This is a genomic window from Nostoc sp. C117 (assembly GCF_043099735.1).
GTDB lineage: Bacteria > Cyanobacteriota > Cyanobacteriia > Cyanobacteriales > Nostocaceae > Nostoc.
In genome coordinates this window covers 3,363,272-3,378,809 of record NZ_CP170991.1, presented here as the reverse complement: position 1 = coordinate 3,378,809, position 15,538 = coordinate 3,363,272, and the positions used below count along the sequence as shown (strand labels likewise).

Below are 15,538 nucleotides of genomic sequence, written 5' to 3'. Positions count from 1 at the left end.
GAATTTTTTGTATTTTTTGCACCCCGTAGCTGCTAAGGGTAGTTTCAGCTAATGATTATCAAAATAGAAAGTAAGGAATAAAAAGTCGATAAAACAAATTTGTTTGGGTGCTGGTGTCAGCAATTTATAAATACTGCTGACTACATGGTAGTGCTGAAGTTGTATCTGGCGTACCACTTAGCTAATCATAGCTAGTCGTCCTCTGTTATGGATAACTAGCAAATATTTTATGTGGGCATAGGAACAGAAGGGCTGGGGGAAAATGATTTGTAGCTATAATTTAGCAAATTCGGATGAATAGTATTTCGGAACGAGTCTTTGAACTGCATTGTAACTTTTTAGCACAACTGATGAATTCTTTGGGAGGCGATCGCACCATAATTACTCAAGCGTGCCATCTTCAAAAGTCAGGATGACCTCAAAATTCAAATTCTTGAATTTATCGACTATTTTAATCAAACAATGGCTAAACCTTTTAAGCAGACATCTAAGGGTCAAGTGTTGGCTATCTAATACTTGGGTTATTTCCGCCGTGCTTGCTGTACTAGTAGAAGAATGGAGTACGTTGAAAAGTTAGCAAAAACTCATAGCCAAAGTCATTCGTAATCACGAAAAATATCAGACTACTTAGAGTAACACTTAAGTAAACATACTATGTGCTAGGGCTATAGCATAGCAGATACTTTGAGTAGTCAAGGAAAAGAATAAAAAACTCTATCGCCTTGTGGGTGGAGTTCCCCCCACTTTCAATAAATTAGACTTTTCAGGAAAAATTAGCCTCCGTTTAGTAGTCTGCCAACCCAAAAATGCGCTTGTGAGGTCTGGGGAAAGCGGAAAGGGTAAGGGATTTAAAACCTTTCTCCCTGCCCCTTATCCCCACTTCGTGGGGGCCCCACCTTCCCCCTTTCCCTTTACCCCGCCAAGTGAACTTGGCGAACTACTAGGTTTACTACTACCGTATTTATACGTAGATAAGAGTCAAAGCCTCTCTCCAATGAAAAGGCTAGGCAGGTTTTGTTTTTGCTCCAGCACCTTCTAGCGTTGTCGGGGTAGTATTCACCTCAGGATAGAGTATTAATGTGTAGGGTCACATAGAACTTAGTATAAACATCAGTTAACAGTTAAAGTATAATAAGCTATCTTTAAAATCAGATAAGTTTACGTAATCTCAGTTAAACTTTAGAAACTCTTTAAAGGATTTCCAGCAAAAATTACCTGGTAAGAGTTGATTTAGATCTAAATAATTGAAACAGAGTATAAACACTCCCTATGATTATTCGTGCAGCGAGTTGATAGTGCATGAGCTACTGCTTAAATCCTATCTGTCCTAATCCAGAAAATTTGGTATATAGCCAAAGGTGTCAGTCTTGTGGCTCGCAACTACTGTTGCGCGATCGCTATCAGGTGGTCAAACCATTAGGTCAGGGTGGCTTTGGAGCAACCTTCTTAGCCAACGATCAAGGCTTACCAGGAGAACCGAGTTGCGTAATCAAGCAACTACGTCCCTCAGGAAGCTCGCCACATGTTTTACAAATGGCGAGAGAACTCTTTGAGCGAGAAGCTAAAACTCTAGGTAAGATTGGCAATCATCCCCAAGTACCAAGATTATTAGACTATTTTGAAGATCATGAACAATTTTACTTAGTTCAAGAATACATTAGTGGTGATACTTTGCAGGAGGAGGTCAAAATTAACGGTATTTTAAGCGAAACTGGAGTTAAGCAATTCTTGAGTGAGATTTTGCCATTGCTGCAATACATTCACGAGCAAAAGGTAATTCACCGAGATATTAAGCCAGCTAACTTAATTCGCCGTACTCAAGATGCCAGAATGGTACTCATCGACTTTGGCGCCGTTAAAAATCAAGTCACCCAAGCAGCAGCAAATCAATCGGGACAGACGGCATTAACTGCATACGCTATTGGTACTCCTGGTTTCGCACCTCCAGAACAAATGGCTATGCGTCCAGTCTACGCCAGTGATATCTACGCACTGGGGGTAACATGTATTTATTTGCTGACTAGCAAAACTCCTAAAGATTTAGATTACAATCCGACAACTGGTGAAATAATGTGGGAGCAGCTTGTCCAGGTCAGCGACCACTTAAGCAATGTATTACGGAAAATGCTAGAGGTATCAGTACGTAATCGCTACCAGTCAGCCACAGAAGTTCTCAGAGCCTTAGAAATAGAACCATATTTAGAAAGTTTGGCACAGAGTTTGCTAGTTAAATCTACTGATTCTGGAGTGAAAGCACGAGGACACAACCACACAGAAGATTCTGCTGTTTTATCTAGCAATCCTTCTGCTACTAGTGCAGGAGTAGCACAGGTAGCAGCAGCAATTCGCGCCAGACGAGCCAAAGCAGCCGAAGCGGGTGGATTACACCAACCTTCTGGAATTGCCAAATCAACGACTTTGGTTAACAGTAACAGTAATAATTCCCAAATTCAAAATTCTAAAATTGAGCGCAAGTTAGATACCCAAAGTTTACTAACAGCCTATATGAAAGGGAGACGGGATTTTGCTCTACACAATTTAAGTTTGCTGAACCTCCAAGGCGCTGAATTATCAGGGACAAATTTCCATTCCGCTCAATTACAAAAAACTAATCTTCAAGGAGCTAATCTACACAACAGTGACTTTGGTAGAGCCAGTCTCAATAAAGCAAATCTCAAAGATGCTAATTTAACCAAAGCATACTTCAATCATGCTGATTTAGAAGCAGCAGATCTCCGAGGTGCAGACCTCAGTAATGCTTATCTCAGCAATGCCAATCTGCGAGGAGCTAATCTATGTGGTGCCAATCTCACTAATGCCAAAATTTCTGACGAACAGCTAGCACTAGCAAAAACAAATTGGATGACTGTGCGCCCTAATGGTAAACGAGGCTTGTTGTGATTTGAAAGTTACAAAAAAAGTCTTAGTAGGTCGGCGGAATTAAAGCTAACTGGTAAACTGCGTCATTTGTCTTGTGCCATTATTTATTAAGTAAGAATTTTAAGCCTTTTTACGTTGCATCACATAATTTGACTTAATTCCCACTGATTTACTTAGGGTAGAAATTAAAAACTTTAGTTGTCAGTCTAAAGCTCACTTTAAGGGGAGCATACCAATTTTGCTTAAATCTTTTCCCTCACCCCCAGCCCCTCTCCCATGTTTGAGAGAGGGGAGACATAACTCTAGTTTCCCTTCTCCCATATTTGGGAGAATGGGTTAGAGGATGAGGGCTATCAAGGTTTTTACACATTTGAGATGCTCCCCACTTTAAGGAAATATAGCAATCCTAAATGATTCATGATAAAACACCATATTCATGCAGTTTAGGCTTGCTATATAACTCAACTGGATTTATTTATTAGTGGTAGAACTACTGTGAGGATATTTCTAGAGAAAACCTAGAAATAATATTTTTTCACCTATTTATAACAGTTATTTATATAATCAAAAATCGCAAAAATACGTAGACAAGTTGGTAATCTTAATCAAATCTTTATGGTTTATATCTGTTACAAATAGCAAAAAATTATTTACAATAAACAATAAACTATCACATAATTTTTTATAAAGATTGTCATAACTTTTATGGCTACTAACAACAGGGAATATCACACTTAAAAGTTCTGAAATCTAACCTTCCTAAGCCAATCAACTTCTCAGATTGCAAGGGAAAGTGAAAAAACAATTTATCCCTGATTGTAGGCTGAAGCAAAATATTCACAACCGAAATCAGGTAATACAAGGTTTATAAACAATGTCTGACTTTGCACAAACCGAAATAGAACGGCGATTAACTTTATATCAAGTATTCCTCAAGCTGTATGAACACCACAGCGGTCTGCTAGATGAAATTCTTCAGCTAGAAAACCTATATCCACCCTCGTTGAAGAGGGTGAAGGCATCTTATGTACATGGTGTAGTCGATACTAATGCTGTTTATTTAATGACTAACTTAGGTGACAATCAGAGCCAAAGTTTGCTACAAGCACAACAGATATGGACAATAGGTCGTAATCGCAGCAGTGGAATTTGCATTGCAGATAGTCATATGTCTCGTCGCCACGCTGCTATTCAATATATCGAGCGGCAAGGCTTCTACTTAATTGATTTCAACAGTACTAATGGTTCGTTCGTGAATGGCGAACGTACTAATCAGCCGATCAAGCTCAAAGATGGCGATCGCATCCGTCTAGGTAGTATGACTTTTGACTTTTTCGTGAATTATACCTGCCGAGTTTTGCCAACTGTAGCAATGGAGTTATTGATGCAGCTTGTACATCGTAAGAATGATACTCACGCAGAAATACTTACTTATCCTGGTGAGAAACAAAAATCTTTAATTGAAAAACCAAATGACAATTTAGAGATTTTGAGAAATTCTGGACTAGTTGATAAGTTTGAACATTGGTATGAGAACTTCAGTTACGAGCAGAAATCAGAAATTTTAGACCGCTTTTTTAGCAGACAAAAACCCTAAAATCCCAGCTAACAAATTCAAAAGGTGCGTTAGTTAGCTATCTTTGTAACGCACCATATAAGATTAGTACATCAACATCGCCTATTCTTCTGGCTCTAAATCCATTTCTTCTTCCTCTTCATCTTCGCTGGTCTTCGCTACAGAATTAGCAGAAACAACTGCACCTTTATCTAGCTTTTCTCTAACAAGTTGCTTAATTTGTTCGGCAAATTCAGGCTTTTCTTCTAGATACTTAATAGCATTATCTCGACCTTGGGAGATATTATCGCCATTGTAGCTGTACCAAGCTCCTTTGCGGATAATTATGCCAGTTTCTTCTGCTAGGTCAACAAGACAACCCAACGTAGAAATACCTTTACCAAAAATAATATCGAATTCCGCGATTCTAAAAGGTGGCGCTACTTTATTTTTAGCAACTTTAACTTTCACACGGTTACCAAATTCATCTGTGCCTTTCTTCAAGGTTTGAATTCGGCGAATATCCAAGCGCACAGAAGCGTAAAACTTCAATGCATTACCGCCAGTTGTGGTTTCTGGACTACCGTAGGTAACACCGATTTTTTGGCGTAACTGGTTGATGAAAATTACTGTACAACCGGATTTACCAATGTTGCCAGTAATTTTACGTAAGGCTTGGCTCATTAACCGCGCTTGCAGCCCAACGTGAGCATCACCCATATCGCCTTCAATTTCAGCACGGGGAACTAGTGCCGCAACTGAGTCAATTACTACAATATCAACGGCAGCAGAGCGAACAAGCTGATCGACAATTTCTAAAGCTGATTCGCCTGTGTCAGGTTGGGAAATCAGCAAATTGTCAATATCCACACCTAATGCCGCAGCGTAGGTGGGATCAAGGGCATGTTCGGCATCAACAAAGGCTGCAATCCCGCCATTTCTTTGGACTTCAGCAAGGGCGTGTAATGCTACCGTGGTTTTACCAGAACTTTCCGGCCCATAAATCTCAATCACTCGCCCCTTAGGTAAACCGCCTCCCAATGCTAAATCTAGGGTCAGTGCCCCACTGGAAATCGTCTCCACCCGCATCCGAGTAGCATCCCCCAGGCGCATAATTGCTCCTTTACCGAAGGTGCGCTCAATTTGGTTGAGTACCATACTCAACGCTTTTTGCTTGCCAGAAGTATCGGTGTTGATAGCCATTCCTGCCTCTAATGCCTCTAAATATATATGGTTTTAAGAGTGTTGGTTTTCGTGTCTGAGTAGAACAGATATACTATTTTAACCAGAAAATTCTAGAATAGGACTTGTCTAATGAAAAAAGGGTATGACAAGATCGTAACTCGATCGCCACCTAATTTGCCTAGTCTTGCACAATGATACCAACTTGCATTCAGACTTTGTACACCATACCTTTGCAAGGGAAAGTCTGAGGGAGTCAGAAGGACTTATTTATACACGATAGGGAGACATCAGGAAGATTGCGAGAACAGATAGTTAAGTATTTCCCCAACCAATGCCCAATGCCCCATGAGTAAGTCCTAGTATAGTGTTGCTTAGGAACATTACCTCTGAATTTATGTTAAAGTGTCAAAGGAAGATTAAATTCGGCTGTGTAGTTTGTTTTTATATATTTTTGTATTACAGACCTCTCCGGATATAAATCTCTACACTCCCCTGATTCTGGAGACATTTTATGTCAATTTACGTCGGTAATCTATCTTATGAGGTTAGAGAAGATGACCTCAGGCAAGTCTTTTCAGAATATGGAACCGTTAAAAATGTTCAATTGCCCATAGACCGCGAAACAGGTCGGGTGAGAGGTTTTGGTTTTGTAGAAATGGAATCAGACGCACAAGAAGAAGCAGCAATTGAAGCCCTTGATAGTGCTGAGTGGATGGGTCGGAGCTTAAAGGTTAATAAAGCCAAGCCTAAGACTGACCGTCCTCCTGGTGGTGGTGGTAGACGAGGTGGTGATGGTGGAGGATACTCCCGACGCTATTAAGCTCTAAAACCGACAATTTAAATCTCAGGTCTTGATTGAGAGCAGACAAGGCGTCTGCTTTTTTTGTGCGTTTTTATCCCTCAAAGTATTCACTACTAAGCACGATTAATCAAGGAACTTTAGTAGCGATATACTATCATCCAAATCATCTTAGGCGAAAAAGAAGGGCTAGAATCAGCCTCAGCTGGATTGAAGGAAGAAGTGTAGGTCTAAGCTTAGAGATATTTTCCAGATAGCGGAAAGCGCCATCACTTTGAAATGTCGTTGCAAAAGCGCAAAGGGATATCTAAGCAAAGCAACGTCAGGAAAGCCTTCTACTACTAATTATAACTCTTTGTTGTCAGACCAATGCGATCGCTTTTCAAGAGATTGGGATGTATTTTAGCTTAGTTCCAATGAATTGCCTGATAATTATTAAGGCAATCTACCAGAGAGCAAACAATGCAGACTCTCCAAAAACTTTCTCTCCCAAACATGGGCTGCGGGACTTGGGCTTGGGGCAACCAACTGCTTTGGGGATATAACGAAAGCATGGATGACCAGTTGCAAGCTGTTTTTAACCTTTGTGTAAGCAATGGTGTGACTTTATTTGATACAGGTGATTCTTACGGAACTGGGAGATTGAATGGTCGGAGTGAACTACTTTTAGGACGATTCAACCAAGAATACTTAGGTTCAGGCAAAGAAAATATTTGTATTGCTACTAAGCTTGCTGCTTATCCGTGGAGATGGACGCGCCAATCAATGGTAAAGGCTTGCCAGTCATCTGCTCAACGCCTGGGGAAAAATGTTGATTTGGTACAAATGCACTGGTCTACAGCGAACTATGCTCCTTGGCAAGAGGGGCGGCTGTTAGATGGTTTAGCCGATGTCTATGAGCAAGGGTTAGTTAAGGGAGTGGGACTATCCAATTACGGTCCGAAACGGCTCAAGCAAGTACAAAAAAAGTTTGCGGAGCGCGGCGTTCCGATTACGACTCTGCAAGTTCAATACTCTCTGCTTTCTACATATCCTGTCACCCAACTGAAGCTCAAAGATATTTGTGATGAGTTGGGAATTAAATTGATTGCCTACAGCCCTCTGGCTTTAGGGCTATTGACAGGAAAATACTCTGTTGAAGGTTCTTTCCCCAAAGGTATTAGAGGTCTATTGTTTAGACAAATATTACCAGGAGTGCGATCGCTGTTGGTATGTTTGCAAGAAGTGGCAGAGTACAGAAACAAAACCATGTCACAGGTAGCAATTAACTGGTGCATCTGTAAAGGAACAATTCCCATCCCTGGGGCAAAGACTGTGGAACAAGCGAGGCAAAATATTGGTGCATTGGGTTGGCAATTAGACAGTAGTGAAATTGCAGAGTTAGATAAAGCAGCAGCTAATACAGACAAAAAAATGGTGCAAAATATTTTTCAGACTAAGTGAAGTTTTTGAATATCTTTGAATTACCCAGAAATCTCCACATATCCTTGTTTTATCACTCTCCGAAAAGAAAAATCAAAAGCAATGTTTAAACCTTAGACTAGGGTTGGGTTTTTGGCTTTATTTTTTAGTCGATAATCATCATCGCTCGCTACTGAAACTATTGTTTAGCAAGTATTTCATCTTTTTATCTAGGGAAAGTGACAGAAGAGATTATCTCAGCATTTATTCTTCTTTAGTTAAAGATTTGCTTTCGAGACTTTTGCAATTTGCTCATTAAAGTATGCTTCTTCATGCTTGAGTTGTTGCGCCAGTTCTAACCCTTTTTTAAAAGCTGTTAGTGCTTGAGGATAGTCTTTGTGTTCTACATATAATTGCCCAATTTGGTCGTAAGCTTGCATCATCCCGTAAAAGTTGGCGGCTTGCGCCTGCGTATCTACAATAATTTGGCTAGTCTGCAAAGCTTCATCTATTTGTCCTTGAGAACGATACAGCGCAATTAATTTCTGTAAAGCTTCACCAGCACGAACATATTCCTGCAATTGCCAAGCAGTAGTATAAGCTTCTTGATAGGTTTTAAAAGCCTCTACCACTAAATTAGGATCTTTTTTTGCTAGAGATTCATAATTTGAAGCGATCGCTAGCTTCAATACTGGTATTTCAGTAAGATTATTTTCATGAACGTAAATTTCTACTAACTTGTTAAGTACATTTAATGACTCCTGCGGTTGTTGTGTCTGTGCGTAAATCTCAGCCAGTCGTTGTAGATATGTTACTTCTTTTACACGCTCCCCCTGGGAAGTAGCTAAACTCAACAATTCCTCGTAGATTGGTGCAGCTTTAGGATAATCAAACCAACTGAGATGGATTTCTCCAATTGTCTGAAGAGTTTGTACTAATTCTGCTGTATCTTTTTGTTGGCGCACTGCTAACAAAACTTGGTCGTAAGCTTCTATAGCTAATTTAAACGATCGCACATTTTGGTAAGCTTGACCTAGCGATCGCCATAATTCCAGATCGGTTTGGGCAGATATTTTCTGCGATTCTAACTGCTTTTGAATTGTTTGTAATCGCTGGTTAATATATTGAACTTCTTGGCTATCGTTTTGATTCCAGGCGACGGCACCAACTCGTGATAATGCTTGCACCTCTGCCAATGAACCAAAAAAGCGCCGCAAGCGCAATTCCCGGTTCCAAATTTCAAACGCTCCTACATTATCCCCTGCTTGCAGTTTCGCCGCAGCTTCTTCATTTAATGCATCTAGCGCTGGTTCTAATTTTTGCCGTTCTTCGAGAGTTAAGGGCTGTTTGTCTTTAGGCGATCGTGGCAGCAGTGGATCGGGTGTGGTAATTTCTAGGGGACTGGGAGGAAATTTATCGGGTGGTTTCGGTTTTTTACTCTCTGCCAAGGTCAAGGAACTGTTAAAGAATATAGTGGCAGTAACAATCAGAACTAAGCGCTTTAGCATGAATACTTTACCTTATTTTGGGATTGGGCATGGACATTGGCTATGGTCATTGGTCTTTATATTAATGTTTCATCCCTACTCTCAACCTTGCCAACTTGTTTGACGCATAAAAGATTAAAAATTATCCCCATACCCAATGCCCCATGCCCCATTCCCTATTACCATTACCAAGGTCTACAATACTTCCAGATAATTTTTAAGCAAGTGGTTGATCATCTCTAATGACTCATTCTACTGATATTGTCACCTTAGCCCGTTGGATGGCAGCTGACTTTAGCAATCAAGAACAAGCTTTTGAAAATCCGCCTTTTTACGCTCATATTCGTGTGTGTATCCGTCCCCTACCCTTGGAATTGTTCTCAGGAGTCAGTTTGTTTCTCGAACAAGCTTATAATTTTATGCTCAATCAACCTTACCGGATACGGGTAATGAACTTGATTGAGGCAGAAAACCACATTATCATCGAACATTACACAGTTAAAGAAGAACAAAAATTTTTCGGTGCATCTCGTGACCCCGAACGCCTACAAGTCTTATCCATTGACCAACTAGAAAAAATGCCTGGTTGCAATATGGTTGTAGAGTGGACAGGTCACAGTTTCAAGGGTAGGGTTGAACCTGGTAAAGGCTGTATTGTGGTTCGTGATGGTAAAAATACTTATCTTGATAACGAATTTGAGATTGACGGCAAAGAATTTTTCAGCCTGGATAGAGGAAGAGATTTAGATACTGATGAACATCTGTGGGGTTCTATAGCTGGACCATTTCACTTTGTCCGTTGGGGTAGTTTTGCTGATGAAGTGAAGGTGTAACAAGTGAGGAGTGAGGATTTAAACTCCTAACTCCTAACTCCTAACTCTGCTGAATCAGCACTTGCATATTTTAGATCGCCTAGAGCGATCGCTCAAAAATGACCAAAAATATTCGGTTAACCTACTACGTCTTCTTCATGGGTCATATGCTATTATTATTTGGTTAATGCTTAATGACTACAAAATGGTTACCAAATTTAGAAGTATCCTAGAGTAGGTTAAGAAAAACCAGAGTGTGGCGGCATAGCCAAGTGGTAAGGCAGAGGTCTGCAAAACCTCCACCCCCGGTTCAAATCCGGGTGCCGCCTTCAGGTGTTGTACATTAACTAATTATTTGTCACTAACCCTAAAAGTATGCATTGAGCGTTGTTGAAACAAGCTTTGGCACAGAGCAACGCTACCGCCCAAGCTAAATCAATTGCCGGAGAGTATCCAAGCCTTAATGTAGCAATTTTGGCGCGATCGCTCCACAGTCGGTTGAATGTCATGATTCTGATGGGTAACTCATAAATCCTGGCTTTTCCACCCCATAGACCATTCAATCCTCCCACTCACCGGATTGAATTCGGCGCAAAATACTACTGCGGCTGTAGCCTTATTCTACCGAATAACTGCTGCTTTAATCTTCTTGCAAATGTTCACCCAAGCTTGATTCTCTTGTGCAGAAGTCAGGCTATCTAAAGGTTGATTGGGAGGATGCGCTGACTGATACTTTTCAATTTCTGTCTCTTCATAACTGCTAAAACTCAAAGGTATCCAAATAATCGTCAGTCCTTCGGCTTCAGCCGCATCTAATAATGGGGGTAACTCATTATCAGCAATAAAATCTGATGCCAAAAAATCAGGGCTAACCAGCAATACTGCTACTTTTGCTGCTGCTAAAGCATTTTCAATTGCTTCACGCCATTTTGCACCAGGTTGAATTTTGGTATCGTCCCACACCACCATATTTTGGTTGCGAATTATTGGTTTGAGGTGTTTTTGGAGTTTTGTAAGCCACTCTTGATTTTGATGACTATAGCTGATGAAAACTTGATTTCTGGTTATAGATTCAGACATAGGTTTTTGTGGAGTCAATAAAACATCGTCAATCAGTCTTTGGACATCTACCATACGAAAGCTATTTTGGCACTGGATTTGGTAATTAAGCGCATCTAGGGATTTGTACAACACTTCTCGGCTATAAAAATGAGGCGCTTGACTATCCTTACAGCTTTCACAGTTGCAAGGAACTAATGTTTGATATTGCAGACGTTCGTAAGAATTATGGATTTTTTCTAGTTCATGGTTGATAACTGCTAGCAGTTCTTTCTTGCGTTTTCCTGCTACGCGAACTTTGATTTCTCGTTGATTGTAGTTTTCAATAACTTCAGCACGGGTTTCGTCTTTAGCAAGAACAACGCCTGTTTTCCAAACTAGGGTTTGCTGTTCAATATTGGAGTGCATTTCGACTATAAAACGAGTGAGAATACCTTTCGGCATGAAGTGATATTTATAGCCCAGGATTAGGTTATTGGATTCATCCCAATTGAAATCAGGTTGGTTTGCAGAGAGTAATTGAGGTGCAATATAAGTGCCGGGGCTACTAGGAATTTCGTAGCACAGTTTAAATTTCATCATTAGCTGCAAGAGTTCTGCCCGCATATTGGCATATTTGCTTTCGTACCAGATGTTTTTTAAATCATTGCGGTCAAATTTACCTAGTTTTTCAATAACTTGTGGATTATCTAACACTTTGTAAACGGCATCTGTACCCCAAGTAGGCTTGAGAATCACTGTTTTTATTAAAAAATCATCGTCTTGAAAGTGAAGGCATACCCCTAAATCATGCAGATACTCACTGAGTTGGAGTTTATCCTCCTGTTTCGTAAAACCATGTTTCTGACAGATGTTCAGATATTCTTCCAAGCTAATATATTCGCGGGAGTCACCTTCTAAAGCTTCCCGCACTTTGACCCAGGTTTTAGGGAGTTCTATTCCTACAAGGGGTAAGTTACTAATATAATGCTTAATTTTATTTAAGATTTCTGGCAAACCGCGATCGGTAGCCAGGTTTGTAGCAAGTGTTTCTTTAAAGTTGGTGAATTCGCGCCGTAAATCCCGTTCGTTTATTTCTCGTTTGCGCTCCTGCTTTTCATTTTTGATAATTAACAAAGGACTATTAACGCTCAGCAATTCAACCACATTTAACCAGTAGTAAAAATCTGTATCTTCTTTGCGAGTATCAGCAACCAAGGCATACAGAGAGCGTTTTGTGAGAAAAAATTGGTGAGTAGCATGGTAAATTGCTTGACCACCAAAGTCCCAAATGTTGACCTGAAATTCTCTCTGATTTTCAAGCAAGAACTTCCATTGAATAACATCAATGCCTTGGGTGGTATTTTCATCTGGTTGTAACTTATATTTATCGTCTTTAATTTTTTTGGCTAGCGTAGTTTTACCTGCACCACTTTCTCCCACAATGATTAATTTAGCTTCATAGAAGCGATCGGTTTCTTGTTGCTGCCTATAAAAGTTAAGTAGGGGTTGCTGAAAAAGTATGAAAAAGCAATTCTTTTGGGTTGACTAGTTATTCAAGCAAAATGAAAGATAAGCTTTTGTTGTCTCTAATTCAGAAAATAATAACTTTCAGTTATAGGAAACTGCAAAAAAGGTGCAGTTTTCAAAAATAGACATAAAAAAGCATAAAACACGCGCGACAGGTGAGTAGAAAGATTCATCACTAAAAAAGTAATAGCAATTGCAGTTTCAGAAGTATGGGAAAGTTTCGCCATCACTCGATTGAGGCTAAACCTTCTTTTAGCTTGCCCAAATTTTCCTTCAATACAATTACGAATTTTCTCAGATTCTAAATCTTGTTTCTTTTTTTCTTTACTAAGATTAGCAGGTGGTCTTCCCAAAGGAGGGCCACTGATGATAATACCTCTTTCTTTGCACCAAGCTCTATTCTCTCTTGTGCGATAAATTTTATCTACATGAACCGATTCTGGATAATAGCCAGTATAATTTTTATATGCTTCTACTTGTGCTTTTAAGTCTCCTGATTCATTAAAATTATCCCAACTAATATGGTCTAAAAATACATATCCATCAAAATAACTAGCTGATAATTTTGCCCCAAATTCCACGGCTTTCCCAGCTTTTCCACGGACAATTGGACGGATATGTGGTTGGCTTAAACTAACGATTCGGTCATCAATACTCTGTTTTTTATTTTCATACAACCATAGTTGTTGACGATAAACTTCTACAACTACAAGCAACATTTTATATTGTCTAGTACTTAGTTTTTCTAGAGTTGCTCCTGTTCTGATTAGCTGGTCAATATGAGATAAGTTTCTTTTGATATATTGAAGCTGCTTTTTAATCGCTTTTTTCCTATCTTTTTGGGATACACGACGCTTTTTAGCGACTTCTAAGTAGTCAATTCTTGCTATTTCCCGATAAGTCCTTGGTTTTTTCTCTAATGTACCTTTTATCTGTTCATAAAGAAGGTCTATTATTTGTTCTGTCTGTTTTCTTGCTTGGTTCAATAGCTCGAAATCTGTTGGATAGCTGATGTCTGCTGGCGCACAAGTCGCATCTAATATTAATTCTCCCCGATTTTTTGGCGTGTTATCTTCTTTTTCTAATTCTTCTTTTTTTTTTTGAGTTGATTCAGTTGATTCAATTGATTCAGTTGCTAAAGTCGAAGATGTTGTCTCTAGTATCCTCTTAACAGTTTCTTGATTTACTTTGTTTACTAATTCTGCACTAATTCTTTCACGAAAATGGACTAGCATCGATGCATTAAATGGAGCTTCATTAATATAGGATGACATCCCTATGAAGTACTGTAGATAAGGGTTTTCCTTGATTTGTTCTACTGTCTCTCTATCACTTATTCCTAGTTTTTCTTTGATTATTAATGCCCCTAATGCCATCCGAAATGACTTTGCTGGCGCTCCCATCTCTACAGAGAACCCGGATGAATATTCCTCTTCAAATTCTGCCCAGGGTATTAAATTCGCCAGAATAATCCAACGATTATCTGATGACAACTTGCCTGAAAACGGAAATTCAAAGTTCTCTGGTGAGATTGGATTTTGCCCCTGTTTTCGGTACATGGTTACAAACAGCACACTTGTGTACTGCTGGTCGCGGTTATGCAAGGATTTTGGGCTATTTTACCCTCAAGTCTTGCACCTGAATATACTTCTTTGGTCAGATAATCTATATCCTGTGAGCTTCTCTTTCTTTTTCAGCAACCCCTACTGTAGAGGTAAAGGGATTGCAGATTGGTGAGTTGGACAATTTCCGGTGGCAGACTGCTTAGTTGATTACTGTAAAGATGAAGGGATTCCAGGTTGGTGAGTTGGCCAATTTCCGGTGGCAGACTGCTCAGTTGATTACTGCTGAGGTGGAGGGATTCCAGATTGGTGAGTTGTCCAAATTCCCCTGGCAAACTGCTCAGTTGATTACTGCTGAGGTGGAGGGATTCCAGATTGGTGAGTTGGCCAATTTCCGGTGACAGACTGCTCAGTTGATTGTTGTTGAGGTAAAGGGATTGCAGATTGGTGAGTTGGCCAATTTCCGGTGGCAGACTGCTCAGTTGATTACTGCTGAGGTAAAGGGATTGCAGATTGGTGAGTTGGCCAATTTCCGGTGGCAGACTGCTCAGTTGATTACTGCTGAGGTAAAGGGATTGCAGATTGGTGAGTTGTCCAATTTCCGGTGGCAGACTGCTCAGTTGGTTACTGCTGAGGTCCAGGGATTCCAGATTGGTGAGTTGTCCAAATTCCTCTGGCAGACTGCTCAGTTGATTGTTGTTGAGGTCGAGGGTTTGCAGGTTGGTGAGTTGTCCAATTTCCGGTGGCAGACTGCTCAGTTGATTACTGCTGAGGTCGAGCGATCGCAGGTTGGTGAGTTGTCCAATTTCCGGTGGCAGACTGTTGAGTTGATTGAAGTTGAGGTCGAGCGATCGCAGCTCAGTAAGCTGTCCAATTTCCGCTGGCAGACTGTTGAGTTGATTGAAGTTGAGGTCGAGCGATCGCAGCTCAGTAAGCTGTCCAATTTCCGCTGGCAGTTTTATTAAGCCTTTGCCAGAAAGGTCTAATTCTGTCACCTTATCCTTAGCAGATTGTTCAATAATTTGCAGCAGTTCTTCGTTAGTCATTTGGGGTTTTACAAAGGTGATGTCTGACGACGAGTTTCTGCTTGGACGCGCAGCAGAGAAATTGAGCTAATTAATAATGTAGCCTGTATGAAGGATTGCATTAGTGCGTAGGCGTACCATCGTAGACATCGCTCCCCCGCAAACCTTCACCATTCCACTTCTAAACTCAAATTGTCCAGCAAAAAAAGCGATCGCCCCTTTTCAAACCCTCACCATTCCACCTCAAAACTCAAATTGTCGAGC

Annotated in this window: 12 protein-coding genes and 1 tRNA gene; 7 read left to right on the top strand and 6 right to left on the bottom strand. The window is 40.3% G+C overall.

Annotation, left to right across the window (positions count from 1 at the left end; translation table 11 throughout):
- Nucleotides 1–293 precede the first annotated feature (293 nt).
- The 3 genes from ACFG4S_RS14755 (at nt 294) to ACFG4S_RS14745 (ending at nt 4,477) form a co-directional block, all read left to right on the top strand.
- Nucleotides 294–416 carry a hypothetical protein gene (locus ACFG4S_RS14755; protein WP_392535498.1) on the top strand — a complete coding sequence of 41 codons (123 nt, stop codon included), beginning with the start codon at nt 294–296 and terminating at the stop codon, nt 414–416.
- A gap of 883 nt (nt 417–1,299) precedes the next feature.
- Nucleotides 1,300–2,901: a pentapeptide repeat-containing protein gene (locus ACFG4S_RS14750; RefSeq protein ID WP_392535497.1), complete on the top strand. Its 1,602-nt coding sequence runs from the start codon at nt 1,300–1,302 to the stop codon at nt 2,899–2,901.
- Between the two features lie 853 nt (nt 2,902–3,754).
- Nucleotides 3,755–4,477: an FHA domain-containing protein gene (locus ACFG4S_RS14745; protein WP_392535496.1), complete on the top strand. Its 723-nt coding sequence runs from the start codon at nt 3,755–3,757 to the stop codon at nt 4,475–4,477.
- Between the two features lie 81 nt (nt 4,478–4,558).
- Here ACFG4S_RS14745 and recA read toward each other — a convergent pair whose 3' ends face one another.
- Nucleotides 4,559–5,638, bottom strand: a complete 1,080-nt coding sequence (gene recA / locus ACFG4S_RS14740; RefSeq protein WP_392535495.1) for a recombinase RecA — start codon at nt 5,636–5,638, stop codon at nt 4,559–4,561.
- Nucleotides 5,639–6,131: 493 nt separating this feature from the next.
- Here recA and ACFG4S_RS14735 point away from each other — a divergent pair, with 493 nt between their 5' ends.
- Both ACFG4S_RS14735 and ACFG4S_RS14730 read left to right on the top strand, forming a co-directional pair.
- Entirely contained in the window at nt 6,132–6,440 is a 309-nt protein-coding gene (locus ACFG4S_RS14735; RefSeq protein WP_392535494.1) for an RNA recognition motif domain-containing protein, read from the top strand.
- A gap of 441 nt (nt 6,441–6,881) precedes the next feature.
- Nucleotides 6,882–7,862 carry an aldo/keto reductase gene (locus ACFG4S_RS14730; RefSeq protein ID WP_392535493.1) on the top strand — a complete coding sequence of 327 codons (981 nt, stop codon included), beginning with the start codon at nt 6,882–6,884 and terminating at the stop codon, nt 7,860–7,862.
- A gap of 236 nt (nt 7,863–8,098) precedes the next feature.
- On the opposite strand, the gene ACFG4S_RS14725 is transcribed toward ACFG4S_RS14730, so the two are convergent.
- Nucleotides 8,099–9,328: a tetratricopeptide repeat protein gene (locus tag ACFG4S_RS14725; protein WP_392535492.1), complete on the bottom strand. Its 1,230-nt coding sequence runs from the start codon at nt 9,326–9,328 to the stop codon at nt 8,099–8,101.
- A 221-nt stretch (nt 9,329–9,549) separates the two neighbouring features.
- Between ACFG4S_RS14725 and ACFG4S_RS14720 the strand changes: the two genes are divergently transcribed.
- Together ACFG4S_RS14720 and ACFG4S_RS14715 are read left to right on the top strand one after the other, a co-directional pair.
- Nucleotides 9,550–10,140 (top strand): chromophore lyase CpcT/CpeT, encoded by a 591-nt coding sequence (locus ACFG4S_RS14720; protein ID WP_392535491.1) that lies wholly within the window; start codon nt 9,550–9,552, stop codon nt 10,138–10,140.
- 237 nt (nt 10,141–10,377) lie between these two features.
- A tRNA-Cys gene (locus tag ACFG4S_RS14715) sits at nt 10,378–10,448 on the top strand.
- A gap of 18 nt (nt 10,449–10,466) precedes the next feature.
- On the opposite strand, the gene ACFG4S_RS14710 is transcribed toward ACFG4S_RS14715, so the two are convergent.
- The 4 genes from ACFG4S_RS14710 to ACFG4S_RS14695 form a co-directional block, all read right to left on the bottom strand.
- A complete protein-coding gene (locus tag ACFG4S_RS14710) occupies nt 10,467–10,682 on the bottom strand; it encodes a hypothetical protein (protein ID WP_392535490.1) in 216 nt (71 codons plus the stop codon).
- A 58-nt stretch (nt 10,683–10,740) separates the two neighbouring features.
- On the bottom strand, nt 10,741–12,600 hold the full coding sequence (locus ACFG4S_RS14705) for a COR domain-containing protein (protein ID WP_392535489.1): 1,860 nt from the start codon (nt 12,598–12,600) through the stop codon (nt 10,741–10,743).
- Nucleotides 12,601–12,746: 146 nt separating this feature from the next.
- Nucleotides 12,747–14,246 (bottom strand): IS5 family transposase, encoded by a 1,500-nt coding sequence (locus ACFG4S_RS14700; protein ID WP_392530881.1) that lies wholly within the window; start codon nt 14,244–14,246, stop codon nt 12,747–12,749.
- 134 nt (nt 14,247–14,380) lie between these two features.
- Entirely contained in the window at nt 14,381–15,295 is a 915-nt protein-coding gene (locus ACFG4S_RS14695) for a leucine-rich repeat domain-containing protein (protein WP_392535488.1), read from the bottom strand.
- Between the last annotated feature and the right edge of the window lie 243 nt (nt 15,296–15,538).